The sequence below is a fragment of the Pseudomonas parakoreensis genome (assembly GCF_021602155.1).
In the GTDB taxonomy this organism is placed as follows: domain Bacteria; phylum Pseudomonadota; class Gammaproteobacteria; order Pseudomonadales; family Pseudomonadaceae; genus Aquipseudomonas; species Aquipseudomonas parakoreensis.
The window spans coordinates 173,459-197,303 of record NZ_BQHY01000006.1 but is presented as its reverse complement, the minus strand read 5'-3'; the positions used below and the strand labels follow the sequence as shown (position 1 = coordinate 197,303).

Genomic DNA, 23,845 nt, shown 5'->3' with positions numbered 1-23,845 from the left:
AATCTCGGCCATTAGTGACGTTGATACACCAGGCTGGGAATCACAATGTCGTGGTCCATGTGCCTTGCTGGTCAGTTCGCCAAGGCGGGACTCCAGCCTGCATAGAGTTCAGCGTGGATTCCACCTCATCTAGCGGGTGGCCGTAGCTATTGGCGCCACATGATATTGGAGTAGTCAGCGATGAAAAGACGTTATGCCAGTCCTTGGTTGAAACGTTGCCTGCAGCTCCCCCATGATGAGGTGTTACAAGAACACAAGAGGCTCTGCCATAGCTTGCTACATTTGCCGACGCTGTCAGTACTTTGTCGTAATGGTGATCCCCTGTCAGCAATGCCACCTGATTAGATCCTTGAACTCCGAGCACAATACCTGTCTGGTTACGAGCACGTCCAGATGTGGCACGAAATAGTGTAAAGGCGCCTTGGCGCCAGTGTTGTACTAGGGCAATCACACGGGAAGAGTTAGCAGGTCTTGCAGCGGGCGGGATTGCTGTTAAAGGCACGTTGTTGTCAGCTAATAGTTGGCAAACACGCGCAAAAGTGGCTGTATTGGGGATCTGACTTGGAACCACTACATTGCGCAACTTGGAAAGTTCGACGGGGTTGAACTCAAGCAGCGCTAAGTAGTGATCAACGTCCCAGTGACTAATGAACAGACATATAGGCCGCTTTTCAGTACCGATTTTGCGGCTGACAATTACATCTCTGACCATAGCCTTGGTGAAATAGCGACTAGCTCCAACATCGTAAATGATTCTGTCACTTGGAGTTTCGATTTCATTCCAATTCGCATGCCCGCAGTCCACAACTGTAAGAGTGATTGAACCTGTTGGGTTCGGATCGACAAAGAACTGTATAGGAGCAGTGGAAACGGTAGCGATTTGAGGGGAGGCAAGTTTCTTGGAGCGTGAGACTGCTTTCCAAGGAACGCTTTTCAATTCCGCACCTAAGAATGAACCGCCGGCAGCATCTATCTCGACTGGCACATACTCAGCACCATCAAAAGCTTTCATATCGATTTCATACCATGATCCCTCTCGAAAACTGCTGTATCCGTCAGGTTCGTAGGAAAAACGGATCATTGAGGGAGTACTGCCTTGCACCGAGCCATCTGACGTTGCTCGGCCGTCGAGGAATTGAGCAAATCTTCGGTGGTCTGAATAGGTTGTGAAATCAAGCACAACTTGATGGAGTTTAGAACCTTTTTCCTTATTTACCTGCTGGACGTAAAACAACATATTCCACACCATTCACAGAATCTAGGGTCGCGGCTTGTTAATGATAAGCCGAACAGCACAGCCGTGTCGTGACTTTGACATAAGCTTCTGAAATCGGCCTAACCTCCAACCAATCCTGACGGATTCGTATTGGCCACTTTTTGCATGCGCCCTTGACAGTGTCGAGCGAGCAGATCTCTGTGGATCATGGTTAAAGATATGTGCCGGGATGATCCAGTCGGGTGCATGGCAGGGTGCTCGGGGTTAATCAACAATCGTTGAGCTAAAGACGGGCCCCATAAGCCCAGATAATGAATTGGTGCGTTCCTCTATGCGGCTCGCCGTGAGCATGTCCTCTTTGGTGGGGTAGTGGCGTAAAAGAAATTTAGCATCACGGCGAATGCGCTCAGGTAGTGATGTGTCGCGGGATAGCTCGATCAGAAAGTCGCGGGTTTGGATCACTGAGCGGGTACGCTCGTGCGGCATTGTCATTTCACCTCCAAACAGAGCTGGGCCCTTAACCTATGAGCTGTGGCTTTGCTACCTTCGGCGCGTAACGTTTGCTTTGCAATGACTGCGCTTCGTACCGGAGTCTACTCCGGTGAAAAAATAGGCTTAGCGCCGGTAAGGTGATGACTCGATTGGTAAATGATTCGCTCATCTTTGAGTTTGGCACTTTGGATCATTTCGGCCTCCGTATACCGCTTACCATTCTCCAGCACATAGATGTAAACGAATTCCCCATTCTTTTGGTTGATCTTTTCTACTAGCGTAGCGAGTCGCTCCATCATCCACGCCCCGCTTCCATTTACGTCTCCAGGACTGACGACCATGACATCTTCGATCCATTGTGCGTCACCACGATCATTGAGCAACTGCTCGAACTCGCGTAGCTCAGGCATAAGCAGCGTGCATTGGCGCTGGTGTCCCGAGCGTACATAGCCGATCGAAACGTAAAGCCAAATACTATTGAATGAGAGCTCTGCATAGCGCCAATGGCGTATCTCTGGCTTATTGGCCATGAGCCCCAAAGGAACCTCAGCCTGTGCGTATGTCACCAACACGAACAGTTTTCCTTATGAAATGAACACTATAGATTGTAGCTCTATGGTGTGCAATGCGGCTCTATCGTTCCTTTTGTGGGACGTATCGATGGAGCTGGGAAAAGCCTTTGGGATTACGTTAAAGCGCTATCGGATGCGGGCTGGGTTGTCTCAGGAAGCCTTCTCGACCGTAAGCAGCCGAACGTACATTAGTACGCTGGAGCGTGGGCTCAAAAATCCCACTTTGGACAAAGTTAACGAAATTGCCTCGGCGCTATCGGTGCACCCACTGACTCTGCTGACGACCTACTACCTAACGCTCGATAACACACTGTCGATCGACGATCTGATTGCCAGGATTCGTTCTGAACTGATCGCTGCGAACGGAGACAGCAACGACGATTAGCTGGACGCTCCGGCGAGGACTGTTGATCCGATTATTGGTCTGTAGGTTAAATCAAGTAATCGAACCAACGAGGTGAAGGTCTCTTCAAGCGTTCATGTCATGTTTCTATCGATACTGCATCGGAATAGGATACGTCTCTACGGACTCATCCTCCTCAGTGTGAGGCGTATATCGAGCAGACTCTGGAGTATTTATGAAAGGCCGAAGGAAGGTTAAAACCCTGAAGTGGCAGATGCGCGCTCAGTTTGAAGCTGAAGCATGTGCTCTGGCTGGCATAAAGTCGTCCAATCAAGAGCTGTTCATGCGGGTCGCTACTCAGACCGGCCGCACTGCCGAACCTGTAGGGGTAATGGCCGGAATCTATGACACAGAGTCTTCCGAAAACTAGAGCTCTGATCAGCTTGACCGCATCTATCTTGAAATCATTGTGGGAACGCAGACGACCCGAGACACCTCCTGTTGGGCTTCATCATGAAGCTCGGAGGTGTGTACGGAACCAAGGGCGATTCAACAAAAGGGCTGCTCACGCGTAGCATTTTCAAACCAGGGAGACAATTTTCGTGTCGACGAGTGAGCGCAGGTGTTCATCAAGCAACTTCGCTATTCGTCCACCAGAAATCAGCACGCCAGCCTCCATGTTCTTTTCCATGGCGTGTCCAGTGAGATTCGCGCTGGTGATGAAACACATTCTGCCGTCGGCTACGGCGACTTTGGCGTGGACTCGGCCGTCGGAAAACGGATCGGACTTTTCACGCCAAGCGTAGAGTCTGGCAGCGGGTACCAGCGTCCTCATCTTGCCTATCGCGTCGAATGTGATGCTCCCGCCGTGATCCTGGGACAATTCGAGCAGCATTGAGATGACAACCCCGCGATCATTTGCCGCGTTCAGTGCTTTGACGATGGTCGACACGTCGTAGGCCACGAAGCTAGTAATGAACAGAGACAGTTCAGCTGAGTTGATGATCTGCAAAAGCGCTTGCTCTGTTCTACGAGCCGATACGAAAGGAGTCGTCGGACCAGTCCATACGAGTTCGCTGGATTGCTCAGAAGCTGCTTTGGTGTAAACGTGGCTGGCAGCAAGTAGCATTGATGCCAGTTCATCTGAATCGACATCAATGTTTCGCCAGGCTGCCACAAGTTGCTCGACCACGGTGCTGGCCAGAGGGGTTCCCACCACGCTCAGCAATGCAGTCGCGGCCTTGTTGGCTTCGGTTCTACGAACGCGAGCGGCAATGGCCTTTACCTTTTCAGGCGATACCAGAAAGACCAATGCTGCAATAGCATCCAATAGTTCATCCATGTCAGAAACCCTTGAAGAAAGCGGCGTCGGTACGTTCGAGTGTTGGTATTAGCAGCGATCGATCCAGGTAGCGATTGCCCCGCTCGCAGGAGGTCTCCGCCACTAGAGAGCACGCATGGCATGCAGCCCCATGCAAAGAGCGATCTTTTTCTGGGTCGTGTTCTGAGCAGAGCGGGTCTGATGAGCAGATCTTCGAACGATTCAGTGCTTGTTCCAGAAGGCGACCAAGGTTTTCTGGTTTGCCAAGATCGACGAGGCCACCCAAGGTTCCATCCGAGTCAGCAGCAGCGGTGTAAATGAGGACTCCCGCCTGCGGGCTATCGCCTGATGTGTTGGCATAGATGCGCTCTCGAATGCTCGCGGCGTTGTATCCGCATTCCAGCGCCAACTCTCGAATCAGCAAATGGGAGAGCGTGTGAAGCATCGCATAACGAATGCCAGGGTAGCCTTCGTTCGGGTCTAGATGACGCGAATTGCGCCATCCCTTATGGCCACCACGGAGCATCTGATCGACCTTCTTTACACCATCCAAAGCCTCCCATTTGACGAGCGCGGCTTCGTTAAACTGAACGAAGATTCCTTCGCCATGAACTTGGTTCGCTGGCACCCAATCTGGTCTGCTACGCGACAGACTGGCCATTTGTGGGCGTTCATTGGGGGCGCCAGATTCCTCGGGTGCCTCGACCCGAGTAAAGCCCAGCAGAGCATTCACCTCGCGCAATCGCTCAAGGAGCAAAACTCGGCCGATATGGCCTCCAAATCCCGGTGGCGTGCCGACTTTCTTGCTCATGAAGTGCGGGTAGTCCGTGGGCGGATTGGCCTCTGTCAGCACATTCCACTCGGGCCCCTTGATGTCGGTCTCACTCACGGCCCCCTGTCCGCCGTCTTTGCGGTGCTCCTCAATGGCCGACCAGATCGACGCCGCCGGATATTTGTCGATTCCTGGCAGCGCCCCGGTCTTTTTGAGCGTTTTGACCGTCACCGCCACCTCGGCTTCGGAATCCAAATCTTCGAAAAACTCCCAGCCATCCTTGATCAGTTGACTGAGGGGGTCCTTGGTTTGAGGAATTGCGAGCGCTGAAAGCGTTATCGGAAACCAGCTATTCGTGGCACCCAACAGAACCGCACGCGCTTCCTCGTCACATTTGTTGTCGAAGTGGTCCAGATGGGGGTGACGCGCTCGACAAGCCGGCAGATTCTCTTTTCCGGCTTTACCAAAGGCGTGCGCCATGCTTCTGGATGCTCCACAGGCATCACACTTCACCCACAGATTTTCCGTTTGCAGCGACGCGCCGCTCTCGAAGAAACGCAGTGTGCCTTTGCACGAACTGTTACCGCCGTGGACGAAGTAGTGCCAAGGGAAGTCATCAAGATGGCCGTCGCGGCAGGCCAGCAGGAAGCGCGCGGGTACGGCATCCGCGTCCTTCGCAGGTTGGTCGCCTTTGGAGCCTCGGCAGCCTTTGTGCACAAAGCGGGTTCGCTCCGGCCTGAAGCGGTTCTCCTTGATCTCGAACAGACCGGCATCAAAGGGTGACAGCAGGCCGCACTTCACGCAGCGCATCCAGCGCGGGAATGGCCGAACAGGAACGCCGATGTTGGCCTCTGCCGACCAGACATCGACGAGTTCACTTTTATGGAATGGAGGCATCCGCAGGTTTTCGACCTGCGCGCCCAGATACTTCCGAACAGCAGCGAGCAGGCGTGCCTCCTTAATCGGCTGGCAACGATCTTTTTCCCATCTGTCGATACCCAGCGTCACTACTGACAGGCTCGGCAAGTCGATCAGAGCTCCGGGCCCATAGGTCCACAGCAATTGGCTTGGGCGTACTTCTCCAACTGGAGTTTTGTTGTTGATAATCATGTTCAATCCTCATCCTTCGTTGCGGGACGAGGCTTCCAATCGTGATCGTCCGTAATATGGCTCGTGTTCATGATCAGGCGTACGCCGGGCTCCACTTCCCGCATTGACATCGGCACGGTCCAGTTGTCCCAGGCTTGAAGTCCTGGCGACTTGATCAAAGCAACGGTCTTATCTTTTTCGGGGCCACGTTTCTCATATGCCAAGATCCGTCCACCCTTGCTGACCTCTTTCGCCCATTCGTCTGCGCGCTCTTTCAACTCGGTCTCAGTCAACTGCTTGCGTGAGTTGTCTTCAGCGACATTGCCTGCACGAGTCGCCAATACCTTGATGGCATCATTCATCTCGGCCTGATTGGACATGCTCAGTTGATCAGCGCCTTCGTTCGGGCTGAAGACATCGTTCTCAAGGCGCATCAAACTCAGCATCACGCCTGTCAAACCACGGTCCATCGCTCGTGGCGAGAATGGCGTTACCGATTGCGCCTCGACGTGTTTGTAGAACGTGGCGTGGTAATGCTCGAAAGTTTCGTAGTGCGACAGGTCCCTCGGTCTAGCCCATGTCAGCACCGTGCAGACCAAGCCCGGAAAGGAACGCCCGACACGACTGGTGGCCTGAATGTATTCAGCTGTTCCTTTGGGCTGCCCGTTCACTGCCATCAGACCGAGTCGGTTCACGTCGACCCCTACGGACAGCATATTGGTCGCTAGCACGACATCAATGGCGCGCGTATCGCCCTCCTGCCAGCGGGTCACGTACTTGCCGGTTGCAGTGTCGAACTCGGATTTGAACTTGATCTCCAGGTTGTCGAGGTACTTGGGAATATCCTGACTTGATACCCTAGACGTCAGCTCGCGAATATTGCTGATGCTGCGTTGCGCCAGTGCGGGCCGCTCGACCATGCTCATTTGCACACGGTAGGAACGTGTCTGCACATCGTCCTCTGCCAAGCGCTTCATCCCACCCAACTCACGCAGGGAATTGAAGTAGCCGACCATGGTCATGTACGGGTCAGCAGGCTCGCCGAAGTGGTCGAACAGCTCCTGTGCTGCCGTTAAGAACGCGGTGTAGACGCGGATCAACATTGCGGGGCGTGAACTGCCGGGTGAGCACACCCCGAGATAGCGTCGTCCCGGCTTCTCTGCGATTGGTCGTTGCACCGAGAAGAAGTTGTCTTCCACGTCTAGGCCGTGCGGCGGAAACACCGAAACTCGGCGCATGAAGACGTTGTTTACTTGCTCCTTGGCTTTGCGCACCGTCGCCGTAGAGGCGATGACTTTCGGTTTGACCGTCTTGCGATTGAGCGTCCAACCGCACAGTTCATCCACAGCGGTCTCATATAGGCCCACCATGGTGCCTAGTGGCCCACTGATCAAGTGGAATTCATCCTGAATGATCAAGTCAGGTGGGCGTATCGATTTAATGGTCTTCACCTTCGATAAAGGAAGCCCCTTGCCTGCTTTGTGATTGCCATTGCAATCGGCACCTTGCCAGAGCAGGCCGTGACGCTCGCATTCCTGCCCCACGCGGCCAAACAGCGTGCGCACCTGACCACGCCACGCCATCATGGCGAACTTGTCCACGGTGGCGATCATCATGGTGGGTGGGCGGTGGTAGATCTCTTCGTCCACGACCAAAACTGGAATTCCGGGATGCGCTTGCTTGCTGGATTTGCCCTTGGAAAAATCGCAGCGGCCTTTCTTGTCTCCACAGTAGACGAATGTACGGCCAGAACCTTTATCGACCTCCACGTCCCGTCCGGGAGCCACTTCCGAACCACACCATGGGCAACTAGTAAGCTGCGCGGGTGATGCCGTTCCGGCGTTGTATTTGCCGGGATTACGCATATCCTCAATGGCTCGGTGGCTGTCCTCAGTCGTGCCCGGTGTGACCTTGTTACCAACCCAGAGGCCGATGGTAAAAGGCTCCGTGCCGAGGGATTTGTCGCCCTTGTCGAGCGCCTCTCGCCGTAACACTTCCATTGCGCAAATCAATGCGGTGGCGCGCTGGAATTGCTGTAGCGTCAGCAAGCGCAGTGTGTAACGCATAATCACGGCCAAACCGCGGGAGCTGTCATACCCGCCGAGATTGCCCTGCATGCGCCGAATGGCCATGGTGAAGGCCGCCACGCCCAAATAGGCTTCGGTCTTGCCGCCACCGGTGGGGAACCACAGCAGATCGGCGTAGGCCTCGACAGGCTCAACACGATCCGGATGGCTCGGATCTGCCAGCGACGGGATCGAGAGCAGCAGAAACGCCAACTGGAATGGACGCCAACTGCGGTTCTTCAGTACATCGAACTTGCCGATGGTTACATCCTCGCCCCGGCGCATGGCCAGCGCGTATTGGCTGCGCACGCGTTGTGTGGCCATAGATCGGTTGGCAAACCGGAACGCAGCCAGCGCTTTCTCATTGCTTCTCAGCGTGTCGATACCCTGCTGCAGGCGTGCGTGGATCTCCTGGCAACGGTCTGTCGCTTGTTGCGCCTGGGTGTCGTAGCCGGTGACCTCGGCCCCTACGCGAGCGCGCTGTTCATCAATCCACGCGGCGTAGTCTTTAGTCATCATGCTCAAGGCATCAACGAGCGGGCCTATCTCCAAAGTCGCCAGCTGCTGCATATCGAGCAAGCCACTGCTGATCATTTCGCGCATCGCCGGGCGATCGGATGGATCAAGACCGGGCGTCTCCGTTACCTGCACTTCGTACTGCGGCATCACCGTGGTGCGTACTTCGGTAGCCAGCGTCACATCGTCTGCGGTTTCGGCATGGACGGCAACGCCATGCCCCACGGCGAATTCCACACGGTTACGGTAGATCATCTCCAGCGCTTCACGCTCGGGGTCCATGCCGTCTGCGTCCAGCACTGGCCTGCGCCGGAAGATGGCTCGCTTGGCGGCATCCCTCTCAGAACGAACGATCAGTTCGGGCTGGAACACCCACGCCGTATCGCGGTTGGTTTTTGGCTCCTCCTGTGCATTCACCAGGAACAACGTGACCAGCCGATCGCCATTGGCATTCTTGGCCCGAATGGAGCCCTGCACACGAACTTCAGGAAACTCGTTGTCAGGTGCCTGATGCGGAATCACACCTTCGGTCAGCGGCAGCACGATCTTGCCGCCACAGGGAATGCGTTGCCAGACCTTGGCCTTGGTCTGCACTTCGGCACCGGTTTCCTTATTCTTGCGGGTGCGGAATATCTCGTGCTCGTTAGTGCGCTCGTACCGACCCCAGAGTGCTTCGATCTCAATCCGATCGGCATCACCATCCACGCAGAAGGTCATGCCCAGGCTGCTGGGCACCAGCGACTGGTTGCTGGCGGCATCAATCTCGTCAGCTGAGTCCGACTCCGGGTCCACACGCCCGGTAGCTGTTCCAAACTCCGCACCGGGTTCGTGCCGTCCGGGCACCTTTGCCTCCATGGGCTCTTCGGCGTCGTCATTGGCCAAGGGCCCGTCCAGTCCCTCAATGCCGCCCTGTGCAGTCTCACGCGGGGCCAGTTTGCCGACCAGGTAGCGGTCGCGTACACCCATATCGACAATGCGTTCATGGGGGCCGCCAGCCGGGCCTAGCAGGTCGTCCATCACGGCCAGTTGCAGCAACTCGCGGATATAGGCGAGCTCCTGCTGATACGAAGGTGACTTGTCATCAGAACCAATCACTGGTACTTCAGCGATGGTCTTGTGTAATGCCTTCGGGAGCGACTCAAGGAAACCCGTCCATTGAATACGGCCAACGCTGCCTGTAGATGGCGGGGTGAGCGATGACAGACCAATCGAGACTGCCGGAGTAACCAACAACATGCGATCGAAGAAAATCGTGGTGGTTGCCAGATCAGAGCGGACCCGCAGTACCCGCCCGACCCGCGTGATGTAGCCTGCTGTGTTCAGAATCAATACCCAATCGTCGTCAGCGATGGCTTGATGCAGCGATCGCTCGCCTTTTAGCCGCAGCGTGTAGGGTGCCAGCGTTGCATCGGAGGCAAGACCATGGTCAATGGCGATCCATGCATTGGGTTGTTTGACTTCAGTACCTGCCTGCATCTTTCTCCCTTACATCCGTGCGCTCATTGGCGCTGAAGTATTTGAAAACGGTTTATGAATTTCTTGCCACCTTGCAGAATCGACATCGTGGCAACTGATTTCTCCAGTCAAGTCGAAGACTGCCCGAAGTCGAATCCTGCTTGCTGGTGCGAAGAAGTCGCTTTCGCAGCAACCGCCTGACGTTTAGCGGCCTTGGGTTTATTACTTTGCGCTGGGCTTCCGTGCAAGCCAGCGGCAACCTCTTCTTGGTACCGCTGGCGATTCAGCTCCGACAGCCGCCGCAACACCTCACTGCGCGCAGCCTCAGAAATTGTGAAACGGATGCGATCGTTCGCCGGAAGATATGCGACTTCAGGGAAACCATGATCAAGGCTAACGTCTTCCCATTCATAGGCACGCGCGACGGCTTCGTCCAATGCGCGTTGCAACGCACGCAGCCCCTCTATGCGAGGATCGCGTTCGGTGTTGGTATGGAAGCGGTTGTAGAGCTTGGTCAGGCCGATGCGATCTGCCCGCATAACTTCGCGGCGCGCCTTCAGGTACGCCTCACCAAGCGGTTCAAGGGCTCCTATTTCATTGGGGAACGGAAGAGTCTCAAGCGCATCCGACGGCGAGAACCGCAGTCGAGTTTCGTGTCGCGACGACTGCTGCCATATCCACGCTTGTCCGATAGACGAATTGAGCAGCGCTGCAAATGCATAGGGGTTGTCGGCCGCGAAGACGACACACTGTTCGCTACACATTCCATCATTCGGCACAACGGAGGGCCCGAAGTACTTCCCGACACGAGCTGAGACCAAAATATCTTTCATAGGCTTGGCATTCGGACTCCAGCCGTCGGGATGCTGCTCGAAGTATTGACCACGTCCAATGGCGTGATACAGCGCCGGCCGCTTTTCTCCGAACTGCCACCATCGTTCGGGAAGTGGTTTTCTGAGCATGAATTTCCCGGTCTTGTCACGACGTTGTCGCTCTGGCTTCACTTCATTTTCAATCCATGACCAAGGCGTTGAGTACGTCTTGGCCCGCTCCTCCGGCCAGTCCCAGAAGTTGATCACCCAGCGGCTTGGACGCTGTTCCGGATCTGAGTTGAGATCGTCACCGTTGATATAAGGAAAGATCACCTCGGCATTTTTCGGGTCGACGTCCAGCATTCGCCGCGCCTCGTCAGTTGTAAGCACAAAGCCCATACCAAGTACATAGGATCCGATGAAGGCCTTGCCTTCATTGGCTTTCAGCCGCTTCGGACTCCATTCTTCACGATCGGACAGGAAACCCGATATGAAGGAAACCGGTCGTCCTAGCAGCGAGCGTTCGCCTTGCCACTCACCCTTGTGCATATGCACGCGGCTAGTAACAATCGCTGCCTTTCCGGGCCATGGCTCGTTGGGATATGCCGAATGGATGGCAGCGCCCGCGCCGACCATGGCCTCCAAGCCGACCTGCCGTGTGTCGCCTTCCGCGATGGTGTTGACGGCGAGCAGCCCGAAACCGCCACCTTCGTGCAACAGGCTCCAAGCTCGCAGGAAAAAATAGGCGACAAGATCGGCCGAGCCACGACGCCCGTCGGCGATGTGCGCAACCAACCAATCGCGGAAGGCCGTGCCTGAAACACCGGTGATTCGCTGCCCGCCCAGAAACGGTGGATTCCCGATCATCCCATCGAAGCCGCCTCGCTCCTGTGCGAACACTTCCGGAAACTCCAGCGGCCAATGAAAGGGGCGACGCGCGGGCTTATCGCCAGGCAGATCGATCGAGAGCGCGTCGATCGATCTGCGGTGCATGACGGAGAGCGCGTCGCGGTCGCCATCAATGGCCTGCCCAGCTTGGATGGTCAGCGACACCAACACGGTGTCCAGTGACGCTCCATTGCCGCCCGCTGCGAATACGTCACCGATGAACGCATCGGCGATGATCTCCGAAACTTCGAGTCTGCGACGTGCGTCGGCGTTCAGATGCGCCATGGCTTCGACGTCACGAATGTCGCGAATAGGCATCTCGCGCAATCGTTGCCGCAGCTCAATCGCCTCGCGCACCGCACGCTCAATGTTCTGCCCGAATAGGCGTTGCTGACCTTTACTGGAAGGCGTCATAGAAAGCTTGGTGAGCTGATCCAATCGGTGAATGCCCAACAAGCTGTCACCGCAGCGTAAGTTGTGGTCGAGGAAGCCGAAGGGGCGCCCCTTAGCTAGTGTCACCAGCCAGATCGAAAGCTTGGCGAGCTCGACGGCCAGCGGGTTCAAGTCGACGCCGTACAGGCAACGCTCGGCGATGAGTCGACGTGCGATCACCGTGCGGGCTTCACTGTCCCGCGGCAGAGGTTCTTTGATTGCCCCGGCCTCAAGAACTTCGCCATCCACACTCACGGTTTTGCCCGTAGCCTCGACCTGTGACCAAGCCTCGACGAGGCGATCCGAGAGCCAGCGGCAGGCTTGCACCAGGAAGGCACCCGAGCCCATGGCTGGGTCGCAAATCTTGAGGTCGAGCAGCTCGGCAGGGGACTTCAGTGCCCATTGCTCACGCGGCGTTCCCTCTACCGGGCCGAGATAGGCCACCGGCGTGAGGGTCTCGGCGACGATCGCTTCGGTCAGCGATTTCGGGGTGTAGTGGGTGCCGGTTTCGCGCCGGTCGGAACCGGTAGTGACGATAAAGGCTCCTGCCGGATAAACCAGCGGATAGCCCCATGGATCAGTGCGCAGCATATGGGCATAGGGTTTGATGCGAGCGCGAAGCTTGGTGTCGCCTTGGCAAGCCATCAACAGGCGGTCGGCCAAGGTATCGTCGACGGCTTTGGCCAGATCATTGCGCACCCGGCTGGCAGAACTACCAGAGCGTTCTTTCAGCAACGCAGCCAGTTCTGCGGCACCATCCAAACGCGCCGAATCCAGCTCAGTCAGCTTGACCCATGGCGTTTTGGCGCTCTTGGTGGCATCCAGTTCCAGAGTCACTTCATCGGTACGCTTAACGGTACGTTCGAGCAGACCCTCGTAAACGTAGCCGATCTGTTCGACGTCCAGCGCGCGATAAGACAGCGTGCGGCCCTGGAATTGCTGGATGGCTTCCAGCAACAGCAATACGGTGCGGTTGTCGATGGGCAGTGGCTTGGCTGCATCAATGCGCCAGTTGGAGCCCTTGGCTCGGCCTTCGAGGAAGGGGAAGCGGTCCGGATCGAACAGCGAACCGCCCAACGCAGGCAGCCTGAGGTTCTCATGCTCAATGCCGCCAAACACCGCGCGGAAGATCGCCAGCAAGCGAGACCAAGCATCCCAGCGACGTTCGAGGATCTCCTCGGACTCTTTGCGCAACTGCATGCGCAAGGTGGAAAGAGCGTAGTTGGCCTCGTAGCGTTCATCGCCCATTAAGAGCAAACCACGCTCCTCAGCCGAGAGCAGGAACACCAAACGCATCATCACCGTCAGCGCAGCCTCATACAACTCGGGTTCCGTGACGTCGTGCAGGAGCTCTCGGTTGCGGTCCTGGTCGGCTTTGTCGAGGGTCTGAATCAATACTTCGACGGCGCGGCGTACTTGCTCGCCGAGGGCGTCCGTAACTTCGTCCTGGAACTTCAGGGAGCGATCGAACAGCGCGGGCAGTTGCTCGGATTCGTCGACAAAAAAACGACGAATGCCGAGCAGGTGCACGAAAGCCTGTAGAGTGATGGGCTCTTGGCTCCAGATGCGGGCATACCAACTGGCAAAGGTGGTAACAGCACCCACCGGGGCATCCACCAGCATCCAGCGCTCGCCGTTGGTCACCAGCCCGAGGCGACACCCCAGTGAACGGCACAACTGCACCATGCGATCGGCAGGCGTCGCGGCCCAGCCATCTTGTTTCAGGGTTGCATCTAGGTCGACATCCTGCACATAGGTCTGGATAAGCAGCAGTGGCTTGTTGGCGCGTTGCTCATCGATCACTGCAAAATCGGGCGACAGGGTCACACCGTGCTCGGGCAAGCTGGCTTGTAGATTGGCGGCGCACCAGTCCGCGCGCTTGAGAACGTCGCCTTTGTCGTCTTCATCGAACTCAAGGCCTCGCGATAGCACCTCTTCGATCCAAGCCACGTGCAACTCAGCGAATTGCGTGTCTTCCAGCTCCAGCGCTTCGCGCCATTCCTCGTAGGCCTGGCGTAGACGCTTGCGTTTGATCCCATCAAGTTCCTCCAGTCCTAGAGAAAAGGCTTCCTTCAGAACGGGAACAGCGAGAAAAGGGCCGGAAATCTCGATTAGCGACAGCCAATCATCATGTACGCTGGGAGCACTCATACGGCACCTCCCTGAACGGCCGATGTAGGCACAAGAAAGATCACGGCGACCGGAAAGGTGCGGTCGTTGAGTTTGGCGTAACGGGTTTCGATGGCCTCGGCTTCCTGTTGGCGCTCGGCTGGAATGCGGGCAAGACGTGCTTCCAGGGAGGCGGTATCGCGCCTGAGCTGTGTTCGTTCGTCTTCCGAGAACAGGGAGAGCTGTGCCGGTTGCTGGTCTTTTTTTAGCTCCAACTGAATGGCTTTTTCAAGCTCGTCTAGCACGGTGGCAATGTCGGCCACTTCCTGCTGTTTGCGGGATTGAAGTGTATTTGTCAGGAACTTGAGCCGGTCTTTTGACCGGGCATCGACCGACTGGAGGATTGCGCTTTGCGCACGGTCGAAACGCATGCGGAGGGCATCGAACAGAGAGTCTGCGGCCGTCAGTGGTTTGGCCTGATCCAGCCATTGCTGGACCTTGGTGACTCCTTCTTCTCGGCGGAAGGATTTATCTCCGAGATATCCCCCGGCCACCGTCAGCTCTTCATGGAGGCGATGATGGTTGCCGCCAGTGACAACTAGCCGTGAGATGACGACCACGGTAGGGGCGTCGATCAGAGCGTCAGGCACCGAACGCACCGTGACGCGATGCAGCTTTTTCACATCGTCCTGTGCCCAGACCTCGGCACGCAGCAATCGCAGGCACATCTGCACCAGTCTGTGGTTGAGGTGAACCAGCACCACGTCGTCACGCCCGGTGGCGACGGCATGGTCGAATGTGACAGGTCGAATTTGCAGCGTGTGGGGGTGACGCAGCCCTTCGAGACAACGCGCCCACGAGCCCGACAGCGCGGGCATCTTGAATACGGTGCCAGCCGGGGCGTCAGACAAGGCAAAAGGCTCTAGCGGGGGGCGGCCTGCCAACACAAGGCCCGTCTTGACCGCCATGAGGATGTGTTCTGGCGTGAGGTGGAAGTCTTGCTGCGTAGTGAGGAGCCGTTCGTGCAGCTTGGCGACCCGGTCTTTCAGGTCGCGCTCGGCGCGCACGAAGTGCCTAGCCTTGGCGATTTTGGCTTCAGCCAAGCGGGTATCGAGGTCTTTGAGTGAGCCTTCAATCAGCCCGGACATTTGCGGCGCGATGACAGGGTTGACGCTACCCATGTCCGACCGCATAGATTCTAGCTTGCGTAGTGCCCGGATGATGTCTTCGCCGTGACCGCCAATGGTTTCTTTGCCCTGTTCGCCGCCATCGACGGGGTGCCAAATCAATACTTCCTTCTGACGCTGACCGTGCCGGTCGATACGGCCATTACGCTGTTCCATCACATTGGGGTTGTAAGGAATCTCCAGATGGATGAGGCAGTTACAGTGGTTCTGCAAGTCGATACCTTCAGACGCGGCATCGGTGGCCAGCAGGATGCGCACCGCTGAATCTTTGGGCGAAGTCTGGAAGGCCGCTTTGACCCTCTCGCGTTCATCCTGCGGCATGCCGCCATGAAGGACGGCCAGTCTATCGCCACCGAAACCGTGGCTGGCGAGGATCTCGTGCATCCACTGATGGGTGGTGCGGTATTCGGTGAACAAGATCACCCGGCGCTCATTCCACTGACCGTCGATTTTGAGATTGGTAGTGAGCCAATCGAGGACCGCTTTGGCTTTGGCGTCGATCTGATTCTTGGCCATTTGTGCCCACGACCGCAGCTCGTTCAGCATTTTTTGCTGGGCTGCTGTCAGTGGCTGCGCGCGACGTGAAGCCTCTTCAACGGCCTCGGACTGGGCGGCTTCGACCTCCTGGTCGTTGGCGTAGTCTTCTTCAACCCGCAGGATGGCTTTGCGCAAAATGCGGTCGGCCATCGCATACTTGTCTTTGCGTTGGCTGCCATTGGCTACGCTGGCAATGTGCTTCTCAAGAGTGGAAGCGAACGCGGCTGGAGACGAGAAGAGTCGCTTCTTAAGCAACTGGTTGACGAACGAAGTGCCAAAGGAGTTGCCGACCTTCTCGGCATCCTGCTCGCGGCTCGCGCAGTAGTCATTCAGCTTTTGGTGAATGGCGCGCTCTTGTGCGGAGTACGAGGCCAGCATCGCTTTCAGCTTGCGCTGTGCGTAGAGTGGCTTGCCTTCCGCATCGACCAGATCGCTTTTGAGGCGGCGGATCATCACCTGACTCAACTGTTTTTCATCGGGCAAGATGTTTCGGGCGAAGCGTTGATCGTCCAGTAGTTCTAACAGCGAAGTGAAAGATTCTGTGTAGCCGTTGTGGGGTGTGGCCGTGAGGAACAGCCGATGCTGGAAGTGCGGACTGATAGAGCGAATGAAGCGGGTTCGCTGGCTCTCCAGCGCATAGTTTGCACCGGCAGAAGGGGCGATGTTGTGTGCTTCGTCAACGACGAGCATGTCGAATTTGCGTGGGTAGCTGGTGTGCGCAGGCAAAACGTCGCGCATGGCGCGTAATCCTTCGCCGCTTTTGACCCAGTCCATCGATGCGATCAGGCGAGGATGTGAAGTCCAGGGATTGGCGTGGATGCCTCGCTCTCGTCGCAACTGCTTGATGTAGCCCGTGTCGACAACCCTGAAATCAAGGCCGAACTTTTCCAGCATCTCCACGCGCCACTTTTCTTGCAGCGATGCGGGACAAACGATAAGAACGGTGCGGGCACGGTGCCGCAGCAACATCTCTTGGATGACCAGCCCTGCTTCAATGGTCTTGCCCAGACCGACGTCGTCGGCGATGAGCAGATTGACCCGCGCCATGTCGATGGCACGAACCAATGGGTCGAGTTGGAAATCTTCAATGCTGACACCGCTGCGGAACGGTGCTTGCAGAAAGCCTCTGTCGGCATTGGTAGCAGCTCCCCAACGAACAGCATCAAGAAAGGCTTCGAGGGTATCGGAGTCATCCTGGCCGGTGATCGAGGGTAGGCCTGCACGTTCGATGATTTGTGCACCCGGCTCAATCTCCCAGATGACTTCAAGCTCCTCGCCCAGACCATCCTCGTCAATGGATGAGAGGCTCACCAGATTCTGTGGTGCTGAGATTGAGGTGAATTTTGAAGATGTCACATCTGCAACGACCCATTGACGCCGCCGGACCTCGACCAACTGGCCTGGTTCAGGACGGGCGCGGTAGGCCTGGCTATTCTGTTCGTTCGAAATTTCCATGCAGTCTACCGTTTCCTGTTCCGTCTGTTTGGTTCGAGCTGGCCGGCGATTTACGGTGCGTCGATCTTGTCGTGATCACCAAGTTCGCGATGGTGTCAGCTGCGCTGGGCGCGGATTCGTGCTCCCAGAATCGCAGCACAGTCCACCTGATGCTGTGAAGCCGCTCGTTCGTGTCGGCATCACGATGCCGATTCGCTTCTATCTTTTGCAGCCAGAACTCCGCGTTCTGCTTCGGCCATGTGGCGTGCTCGGGGCAACCGTGCCAGAAGCAGCCATCGACGAATATGGCTATCCTTAACCTTGGAAAGGCAATGTCCGCGATCCGACGAGGTTTCTTCAGTACCTCGAAATTGACTCGATAGCGCAGGCCTCTCCGGCACAACTCTCTACGCAATGCCATCTCCGGACCGGTTCCCTTTTGCCGTACCTTTGCCATTCGGCGACTGGCTTCTGGGGATGAGGGCTGAATGCGTGGCATTGATTGAGTCTCGTCAGATCATCGGGGTTTAGTCGATGCCAAGTGTTCGTTGATGCTGCGCGCGATAGCGCGGCCGAGGTCAACTGGAACGGCATTGCCGATCAGCCGTCCTAGAACGTTGAAATTCACTTTTCCATCATTCGGAATAAATGAGTAGTCGCGCGGGAAGCTCTGAAGAATTGCAGCTTCTCTCAGTGAGATTGCGCGGTCCTGGTCAGGATGCCCGAATCGACCGTTTCCGAAGCCATAACACTGAGTCGTCATGGTGGGAGCTGGCTTACCCCATTCCATGCGTCCATATACGCCAGGGTAAGTCCTGCCACTTTCCGCGCGATGGCAGTCGGCCACAAGATGCTCCGGCCAGTCACGCCACGTTCCGCCCGGCTTTGAAACTTTGATTCGCTTGAGATTTTTCTCCGACAACGTGGATGAAACGTGCAGCTTGTCTCTAGGTGCGGCCTCGCCAGCGCTCAACGGGCGTAGCCGACCAATCGCCTGCCTCACAGTCTTGGGCTTTTCGAGCGTAGGTTCGATCATCTTGATCTCGCCGAGTCTGGAGGCCAGCAACACCATACGTCGGCGAGTCTGTGGCACGCCGTATTGGGAGCTGTCCACGACATCAAACCATACGTTGTAACCGAGTCTCTTCAGTGTATCTACGAAGTCATGAAATACCTCGTGCTTGGCTACGGTCGGGACGTTCTCCATCGTGATGACATCTGGGTAGGTGCCCTTTGCCAGACGGGCAAACTCATACAAGAGTCCCCATTTCCCGTCTTTGCCATCCAGCTCGTAGCGTTGTGCATAGGTTGAAAAAGGCTGACAAGGAGCGCAACCCGCAAGAATTTTCAGATCGGCATCGCCGAATAGCGCATTCAACTCGGCAGTGGTGACTTTGCTGATGTCTTGCTCTACAAACTTGGCACTGTTGTTGGCCTCATAAGGAAAGCGGCAAGCGGGGTCCATATCGATACCAGCAACCACCGGCACGCCCTCAAGCACGAAACCATGCGTCAGCCCACCAGCCCCACAGAACAAATCAACACAAGAAATTTTCGTCATCTCAGCAATCCTCATTTCGCTTCGACCGCTGGATGAAGCGAGCGAAATCTGTCGTTGGCAAGTCAATCATTCTTTGCCTCGACTTTCGTTCTCTGCGGCGCCACCAGACCGAATCCATTCGTCAACTTCCGCGGTCTTGAATTTCCAAAGCCGGCCGATTCGATGCGCAGGCATGTTCCGTTTGCTGATCCATGCATAAACGGTGTCCTTGCTTACGCCGAGGTACTCGGCGATCTCCTCGACCGACAACCAGCGATCTGACATGAAGTCGATTTCCTTCAAGAAGGCAGAATTTGGGTAATTTGCAGATGATCGCACGGATCGACGACCAAATAAATTAGATTAAGCATGATTAGGTCTGATTAGATTGGGTTTACGTGGGGGAACACTGGCTAGAGAATTACATTTGACGCGGGAGAAGAACAGGTTGCTCTTCCTGTGAGTAACACAGTTGATTTACCTGTCATGCCATTCGAGCTATATCACAAAATTTCTACGCAGATCCTATCGACGCTGCTGCTAAGGTTTTTTTTGGGGGGGGGGGCTGAAATTGGCCCAGACTTTGTATGGGGTGCCGTCTTTATTAAAACGAACCAGTTGCGTCCAGAGAAGCATAGTGCTGGCTGGACGCGGTATTTCGTGATTTTTAGATCGGGAATCACGCACTATCTTTTTTTGAATGATAACTTTCTGAGTGCGTCTGGAACAACCATAGGTTGAGTAGTACTGAACTCTTGAAGGTCGTCTGAGATTTCCAATACAATTTGCGCGCGCCCTGGCTGTACACAGTCCACAAAAGACAGATTTTTTAAGTAGTTCAGCGCTTCAATCAAGCGCATTGCATGATCAATTACGCGTCCTATTTCGTCTTCCGGGGAAAGCCTGTCCCAGTTATAATAACCTAGGCTATTACTCGCTTGGTGGTTTTCGAGCAGGCGACCGTAAATCCAATCTTTCTTATCTATGACTCTATGTAATATGTCGGAAATCGGTGAGGCTAATTCGGAGAGCTTAAGTCGAGAAAGTGCTAGTAGATGCACGTTTCCATCTGATAGCAGTACTTGGGATGCATGTCCAACTGATGTTACGAACAGTGATTTAAAATATGTAGAGTTCTCAATTTCTTCGGGCATATTTCGCCAGAGGTCGAAGTTGTGCTCGGAGTATTTAAGGCGATCTTCCCATAGCAAAGCTTTTTCGTGAATTACCTTTTCCGCCGCTTGTATTCCAGACGCAACAGCCGGAGTGTAGGTCGATTGCAGATTATGCTCTGATATTGCGTCAAGATTTTTCAAGGCGAACATGAAATCGCACCCTGACTGACGTAATGAAGCGAGCGTAGAGTTGTGAAGATGTTCTATGACCTCCTCTTGTTTTGCACGGACGACCTCTAATGATCTATTTATTTGCTGGGTTTGTGCTGATAAATAGTCTAGGTGTCTGCTGATGTAGTAAATTCCACCTATATCAACTTGTCCTGGAAGTTGTGTGATTTCAATAAAGCCGAGATGTTCTTGGATGCCACCGGGTCCATGTATAAGCCCCATGGAAAGGCCTTTTTTATCAGCCTGTGAATGCTTGGAGAGCTCAAAGTTTTTATTCTTCGTGCTGACTGCTGCATACAGTTTTCCGTTGCTAAAAATACCAGACTCCGACTTGCCATCTTGGCGGAGACTCAAAAGCTTATCTCTGGATTGTGTTTCAATAAGTCCAGGTAAATTGTCAGTGGTCATTTCTTAATCTCGTCAATGGAATTTGCATGTCGTGACTCGGACGAAGTACGAAGCATCAGTTCAGTATAGCCACTGAGCTGCGATAAAGCGGGGCCAGTCATTTGTTGTCACTACTACATTGGTCCAGCGTCAATGCTGTCTAGGAAGCGTAAACTCTCACGATGCTCGGCGTAGCCTGCTGGATTCAGTAACTTACTGTCAGTTAACTTAATTACTTTTACATCATCTTTGAAATTAGAAAGATCCGGGCGATCCATGGCGCATAAAATGACTTGCGACTTTTGAGAAATATCTGACTTGATAAGCTCAAGGATATCAGCATAAGATTGGTTGACTTGCTCATGCTGATTGGGGGTATCTACAATGAAAGGTGCAGTCACACTTTTGTATTTATAAATCTGCTGTAATATAGCAAGATAGTAAGCCAGTAGCCCGCGAACGCTTTCAGCTGCGCCACCACTCCCATATAATTTTTTGTAGTCTGTTGGAGATTTAACTTGGGATAAATTTACTCCGTCAGCTTTGAGTCTGCTAATGTATTTGCGAAGGTTAAGAATGAATTCATCATTCATTGCCTCTCGTTCTTCCTTAGTAAGCAGCTCCTTTTGCTGTTTTTTGAGGGCGCGATTTTCGCGCTCCACTTCTTTAATTATATTGGTGTTTTGGTCCCGAGTTTGTGTGACTCTTTTCTGAACGGCGAGCGATGCAAGGCCTTCAATAAAGGAGGTAGCCTCATCCCCAGTATTGCCACCATCGTTTGACAGTTGCGAGCCAATGAGTGACTCAATTTCAAGTATTTTTGATTTTGTGGCGGTAAGCTGTAATTTGGTTTTTTCGATACTTGTAGTGGTTGTTGAGAGAGTGGAGGCCAAAGTGTTAGCTAGCTCTATCGCACTATCCTTGTCGGCTAAAATGGAGGAGCGATTGACCAAGGAATTATCATGCTCTGTTCCGCAAATAGGGCAGCTTAGCACGTCCCCTACAATGTTTTCGACTGAAAAAACGTAGTCATCCTGAAGAGAAGATATGGCTTTCTCTACAATATTTAATTGGCTAGAAGTGTGCTCTTTCTCGATTTGAAGCTTCGAAAGTTCGGCGAAAATCGTTTCTTGCTCGCTTTGAAGGTCGGAAAGCGAATCCGTAATATTGGAAATAAGAAAGTCAACTTCCGCTGGGGTGACTGCCAGCAGACGCTTAGAGGAGGGTACGAGCTCACTCATGACTGATATGGTCGTTTCGATTCTGTCAACGATATGCGCGGCATCTCGTTTAATATCAGTCTTTGATGCAATTTTCTGTTCAATGGCAAAGTGTCGATCGGTTAGGTAACCTGTATGGCATCCTATTATGGTGCGTTGCCAGTTGCTGTACTGAAGTAACCCAGAAAAGGATGTCCAAGCTTTAGACCAGCTCTCCCGTTGGTCGAGATAATAAGGTAAGAAGAAAAATGCTGGAGGCGGTACTTCAAGAGAGGCAGGGTCTTCGCGGCAGGGCAGTAGAGCGGTGAATTCAACAAGCTTGGCAAATTGCTTGGCATAGTCACCTGTTATTTTTGGAAATGTCTGCCACTTTGAACCAACTTTCAGCCAGATTTGATTACCTTTTCTTGCAGTCGCGTAGTCTGTTTCTCCGATTTTGAACTCCACAAGAGCTAGGGCTTCAAAGCTGGTCCAAGTTGTATCGAAGTGTGGGTCGCAACCAACAGCCCACAAAAGTATCTTCGCAAGTGTTGATTTCCCAATGCTATTGTTGTCGCCCGTTATCAGATTTAATGTCGGACTTAATTCGAATCGCCCGCCACATTTTAGGGAATCTGATACTACTGTCACCTGTTTGAATATCAGCTTTTTCATGACGCTTTGTCCTGAGGTTTCGAACTAATAACTTATAGTTATCTAGAGTCGGTGAGGTGTTAGAGTCTTTTTGATAACTCATAAATTATCGCTGCCTCTAAGGTTTGCTCGTCTGGAAAAGCGTCTCTTGCAGAGTCGCTCATTGCGGATGTTATTGCAGGTATAAATGAGGTGGCGTTTTCTGTAAGTTCGTCAGCTGACGGACCGTCGAGCGCATCGTCAATTGCTGCCCCGATTGACTTGCATGAATTCAAGTAAGGCATGGATCGACCGTATTTTTGCTCTTGGTAATAGCGTCTGAATGCTCGAACCAATGAAATCCGGCGGGTCAGCTTTACTGAAAGCACTTCCAATGTTGACCTGAATGAGCTCAAATCGGCTTCGGCTGATGGATCTTGAAGATATAGATCAATAACCTTTTGTACATCTACCGAGGTGAGCCCTTTGTTTTGGACGCATTCTTCCCATTGCGAAAAGTCGAAGGCTACCATTCCTTTTCGATGCAGATCATCCATTAGCGACAAATAAATGCTTTGAGGCTTGTATTTTGAGTCGGGCCACTTAGACTCGATCAAGTTTGCAAGACGGCCTATTGAGGCATCCTGAAACGATACAGATGTTAAGTCGGAAAGGATAAATCGTAGGATTTTCGGAACCTCATCGGAGCCAATCTCAGCTTTCAAAGCATCTGAAATCTTCTGCAAACACTCCGGAGTCAAATCCCCGGCGCAAATGATAGAGAGCTCAAGATCTTTGTCTAATTGCTCTAAGTCAAATCCGCTTGTGTTAACAAGCCCTAGCGAATGAAGCTTGTCATAAAGTCCCTTTTTCTTAACACCATCCATCATTTTTCCAAGGATGGAAGATTCTTTTTCTCCCTTTTGCTTTGCTTTGCGCTTCAGGATTCGGTTGAGAGTCCACTTGCCAGTCTCATAGTTCTTTACCTGATTAAAATCGAATTTAACAGATGTCGAGTCTAAGCTGTCCCCAATAATTACATCTTCATGGTATTCGACAAAAACTACATATTCCTGAGACTGCGCGTGGCGTTCAAATATTTTGCATAGAGCCCAATGATATTGGTACTCAAACTTCCCAAAAGTTTTCGCACCGGCATGCTCGCGCTGGGCCGAGCCAAGTGGATTGCTGGAGCTAGTTGTTCCGTTCATTGCGATCCCTTCACAAAACCTTTTCAATCCCTGAGGAATCATGGAGCCCTTCCCAAGTCCTCCCTGGGTGGCGAAATGCCATGATTTCACTGCTTAGCGCAAATTACCAAACTGGCGGTATTGTGTCCATGACGGAAACCTTAGGCTTAGCGCTATTGGGCGGTGCTGCAGATCTGGGGCATGGCCAATGCGACGACACTTGCCCCCGACCTGACAACTCCACCCCTCGTGCCAAGCTGAATAATGTTAAAGCCCTCATCATTCAGTCTATCGACTAAATGGATACTC

15 protein-coding genes are annotated in these 23,845 nt (G+C 53.9%); 1 reads left to right on the top strand and 14 read right to left on the bottom strand.

Annotated features, from left to right (window positions below):
* Nucleotides 1–40: 40 nt before the first annotated feature.
* The 3 genes from L6D63_RS11285 to L6D63_RS11275 form a co-directional block, all read right to left on the bottom strand.
* Nucleotides 41–1,237 (bottom strand): ComEC/Rec2 family competence protein, encoded by a 1,197-nt coding sequence (locus L6D63_RS11285; protein WP_131671552.1) that lies wholly within the window; start codon nucleotides 1,235–1,237, stop codon nucleotides 41–43.
* A 243-nt stretch (nucleotides 1,238–1,480) separates the two neighbouring features.
* Nucleotides 1,481–1,708, bottom strand: coding sequence for a BPSL0761 family protein (locus L6D63_RS11280; protein WP_046381945.1), 228 nt, complete (start codon nucleotides 1,706–1,708; stop codon nucleotides 1,481–1,483).
* 101 nt (nucleotides 1,709–1,809) lie between these two features.
* Nucleotides 1,810–2,280, bottom strand: coding sequence for a hypothetical protein (locus tag L6D63_RS11275; RefSeq protein WP_046381946.1), 471 nt, complete (start codon nucleotides 2,278–2,280; stop codon nucleotides 1,810–1,812).
* Nucleotides 2,281–2,368: 88 nt separating this feature from the next.
* Here L6D63_RS11275 and L6D63_RS11270 point away from each other — a divergent pair, with 88 nt between their 5' ends.
* Nucleotides 2,369–2,665 carry a helix-turn-helix domain-containing protein gene (locus tag L6D63_RS11270; protein ID WP_046385161.1) on the top strand — a complete coding sequence of 99 codons (297 nt, stop codon included), beginning with the start codon at nucleotides 2,369–2,371 and terminating at the stop codon, nucleotides 2,663–2,665.
* Between the two features lie 538 nt (nucleotides 2,666–3,203).
* Here L6D63_RS11270 and drmC read toward each other — a convergent pair.
* The 11 genes from drmC to L6D63_RS11215 all read right to left on the bottom strand — a co-directional run bounded on the left by drmC (nucleotide 3,204) and on the right by L6D63_RS11215 (nucleotide 23,599).
* Nucleotides 3,204–3,965 (bottom strand): DISARM system phospholipase D-like protein DrmC, encoded by a 762-nt coding sequence (gene drmC, locus L6D63_RS11265; RefSeq protein ID WP_046381948.1) that lies wholly within the window; start codon nucleotides 3,963–3,965, stop codon nucleotides 3,204–3,206.
* 1 nt (nucleotide 3,966) lies between these two features.
* Nucleotides 3,967–5,826, bottom strand: coding sequence for a DUF1998 domain-containing protein (gene drmB / locus L6D63_RS11260; RefSeq protein ID WP_131671553.1), 1,860 nt, complete (start codon nucleotides 5,824–5,826; stop codon nucleotides 3,967–3,969).
* 2 nt (nucleotides 5,827–5,828) lie between these two features.
* Complete coding sequence (drmA, locus tag L6D63_RS11255) at nucleotides 5,829–9,863, bottom strand: DISARM system helicase DrmA (RefSeq protein WP_131671554.1); 4,035 nt, start codon at nucleotides 9,861–9,863, stop codon at nucleotides 5,829–5,831.
* Between the two features lie 107 nt (nucleotides 9,864–9,970).
* Complete coding sequence (locus tag L6D63_RS11250) at nucleotides 9,971–14,125, bottom strand: Eco57I restriction-modification methylase domain-containing protein (protein WP_197089041.1); 4,155 nt, start codon at nucleotides 14,123–14,125, stop codon at nucleotides 9,971–9,973.
* Nucleotides 14,122–17,262, bottom strand: coding sequence for a DISARM system SNF2-like helicase DrmD (gene drmD / locus L6D63_RS11245; protein ID WP_131671555.1), 3,141 nt, complete (start codon nucleotides 17,260–17,262; stop codon nucleotides 14,122–14,124). The genes L6D63_RS11250 and drmD overlap by 4 nt, the downstream gene beginning before the upstream one ends.
* Complete coding sequence (locus L6D63_RS11240; RefSeq protein WP_082107710.1) at nucleotides 17,237–17,740, bottom strand: very short patch repair endonuclease; 504 nt, start codon at nucleotides 17,738–17,740, stop codon at nucleotides 17,237–17,239. The genes drmD and L6D63_RS11240 overlap by 26 nt, the downstream gene beginning before the upstream one ends.
* Nucleotides 17,741–17,758: 18 nt before the next feature.
* Nucleotides 17,759–18,802 (bottom strand): DNA cytosine methyltransferase, encoded by a 1,044-nt coding sequence (locus L6D63_RS11235; protein ID WP_046381952.1) that lies wholly within the window; start codon nucleotides 18,800–18,802, stop codon nucleotides 17,759–17,761.
* Nucleotides 18,803–18,868: 66 nt separating this feature from the next.
* Entirely contained in the window at nucleotides 18,869–19,066 is a 198-nt protein-coding gene (mads1, locus tag L6D63_RS11230; protein ID WP_046381953.1) for a methylation-associated defense system helix-turn-helix domain-containing protein MAD1, read from the bottom strand.
* A gap of 401 nt (nucleotides 19,067–19,467) precedes the next feature.
* Nucleotides 19,468–20,535: a hypothetical protein gene (locus tag L6D63_RS11225; RefSeq protein WP_131671556.1), complete on the bottom strand. Its 1,068-nt coding sequence runs from the start codon at nucleotides 20,533–20,535 to the stop codon at nucleotides 19,468–19,470.
* A 113-nt stretch (nucleotides 20,536–20,648) separates the two neighbouring features.
* Nucleotides 20,649–22,388: a coiled-coil domain-containing protein gene (locus L6D63_RS11220; RefSeq protein ID WP_046381954.1), complete on the bottom strand. Its 1,740-nt coding sequence runs from the start codon at nucleotides 22,386–22,388 to the stop codon at nucleotides 20,649–20,651.
* A 59-nt stretch (nucleotides 22,389–22,447) separates the two neighbouring features.
* The gene (locus L6D63_RS11215) at nucleotides 22,448–23,599 is read right to left on the bottom strand and encodes a DUF4297 domain-containing protein (RefSeq protein WP_052735749.1); all 1,152 of its coding nucleotides are present in this window, start codon (nucleotides 23,597–23,599) and stop codon (nucleotides 22,448–22,450) included.
* Nucleotides 23,600–23,845 lie beyond the last annotated feature (246 nt).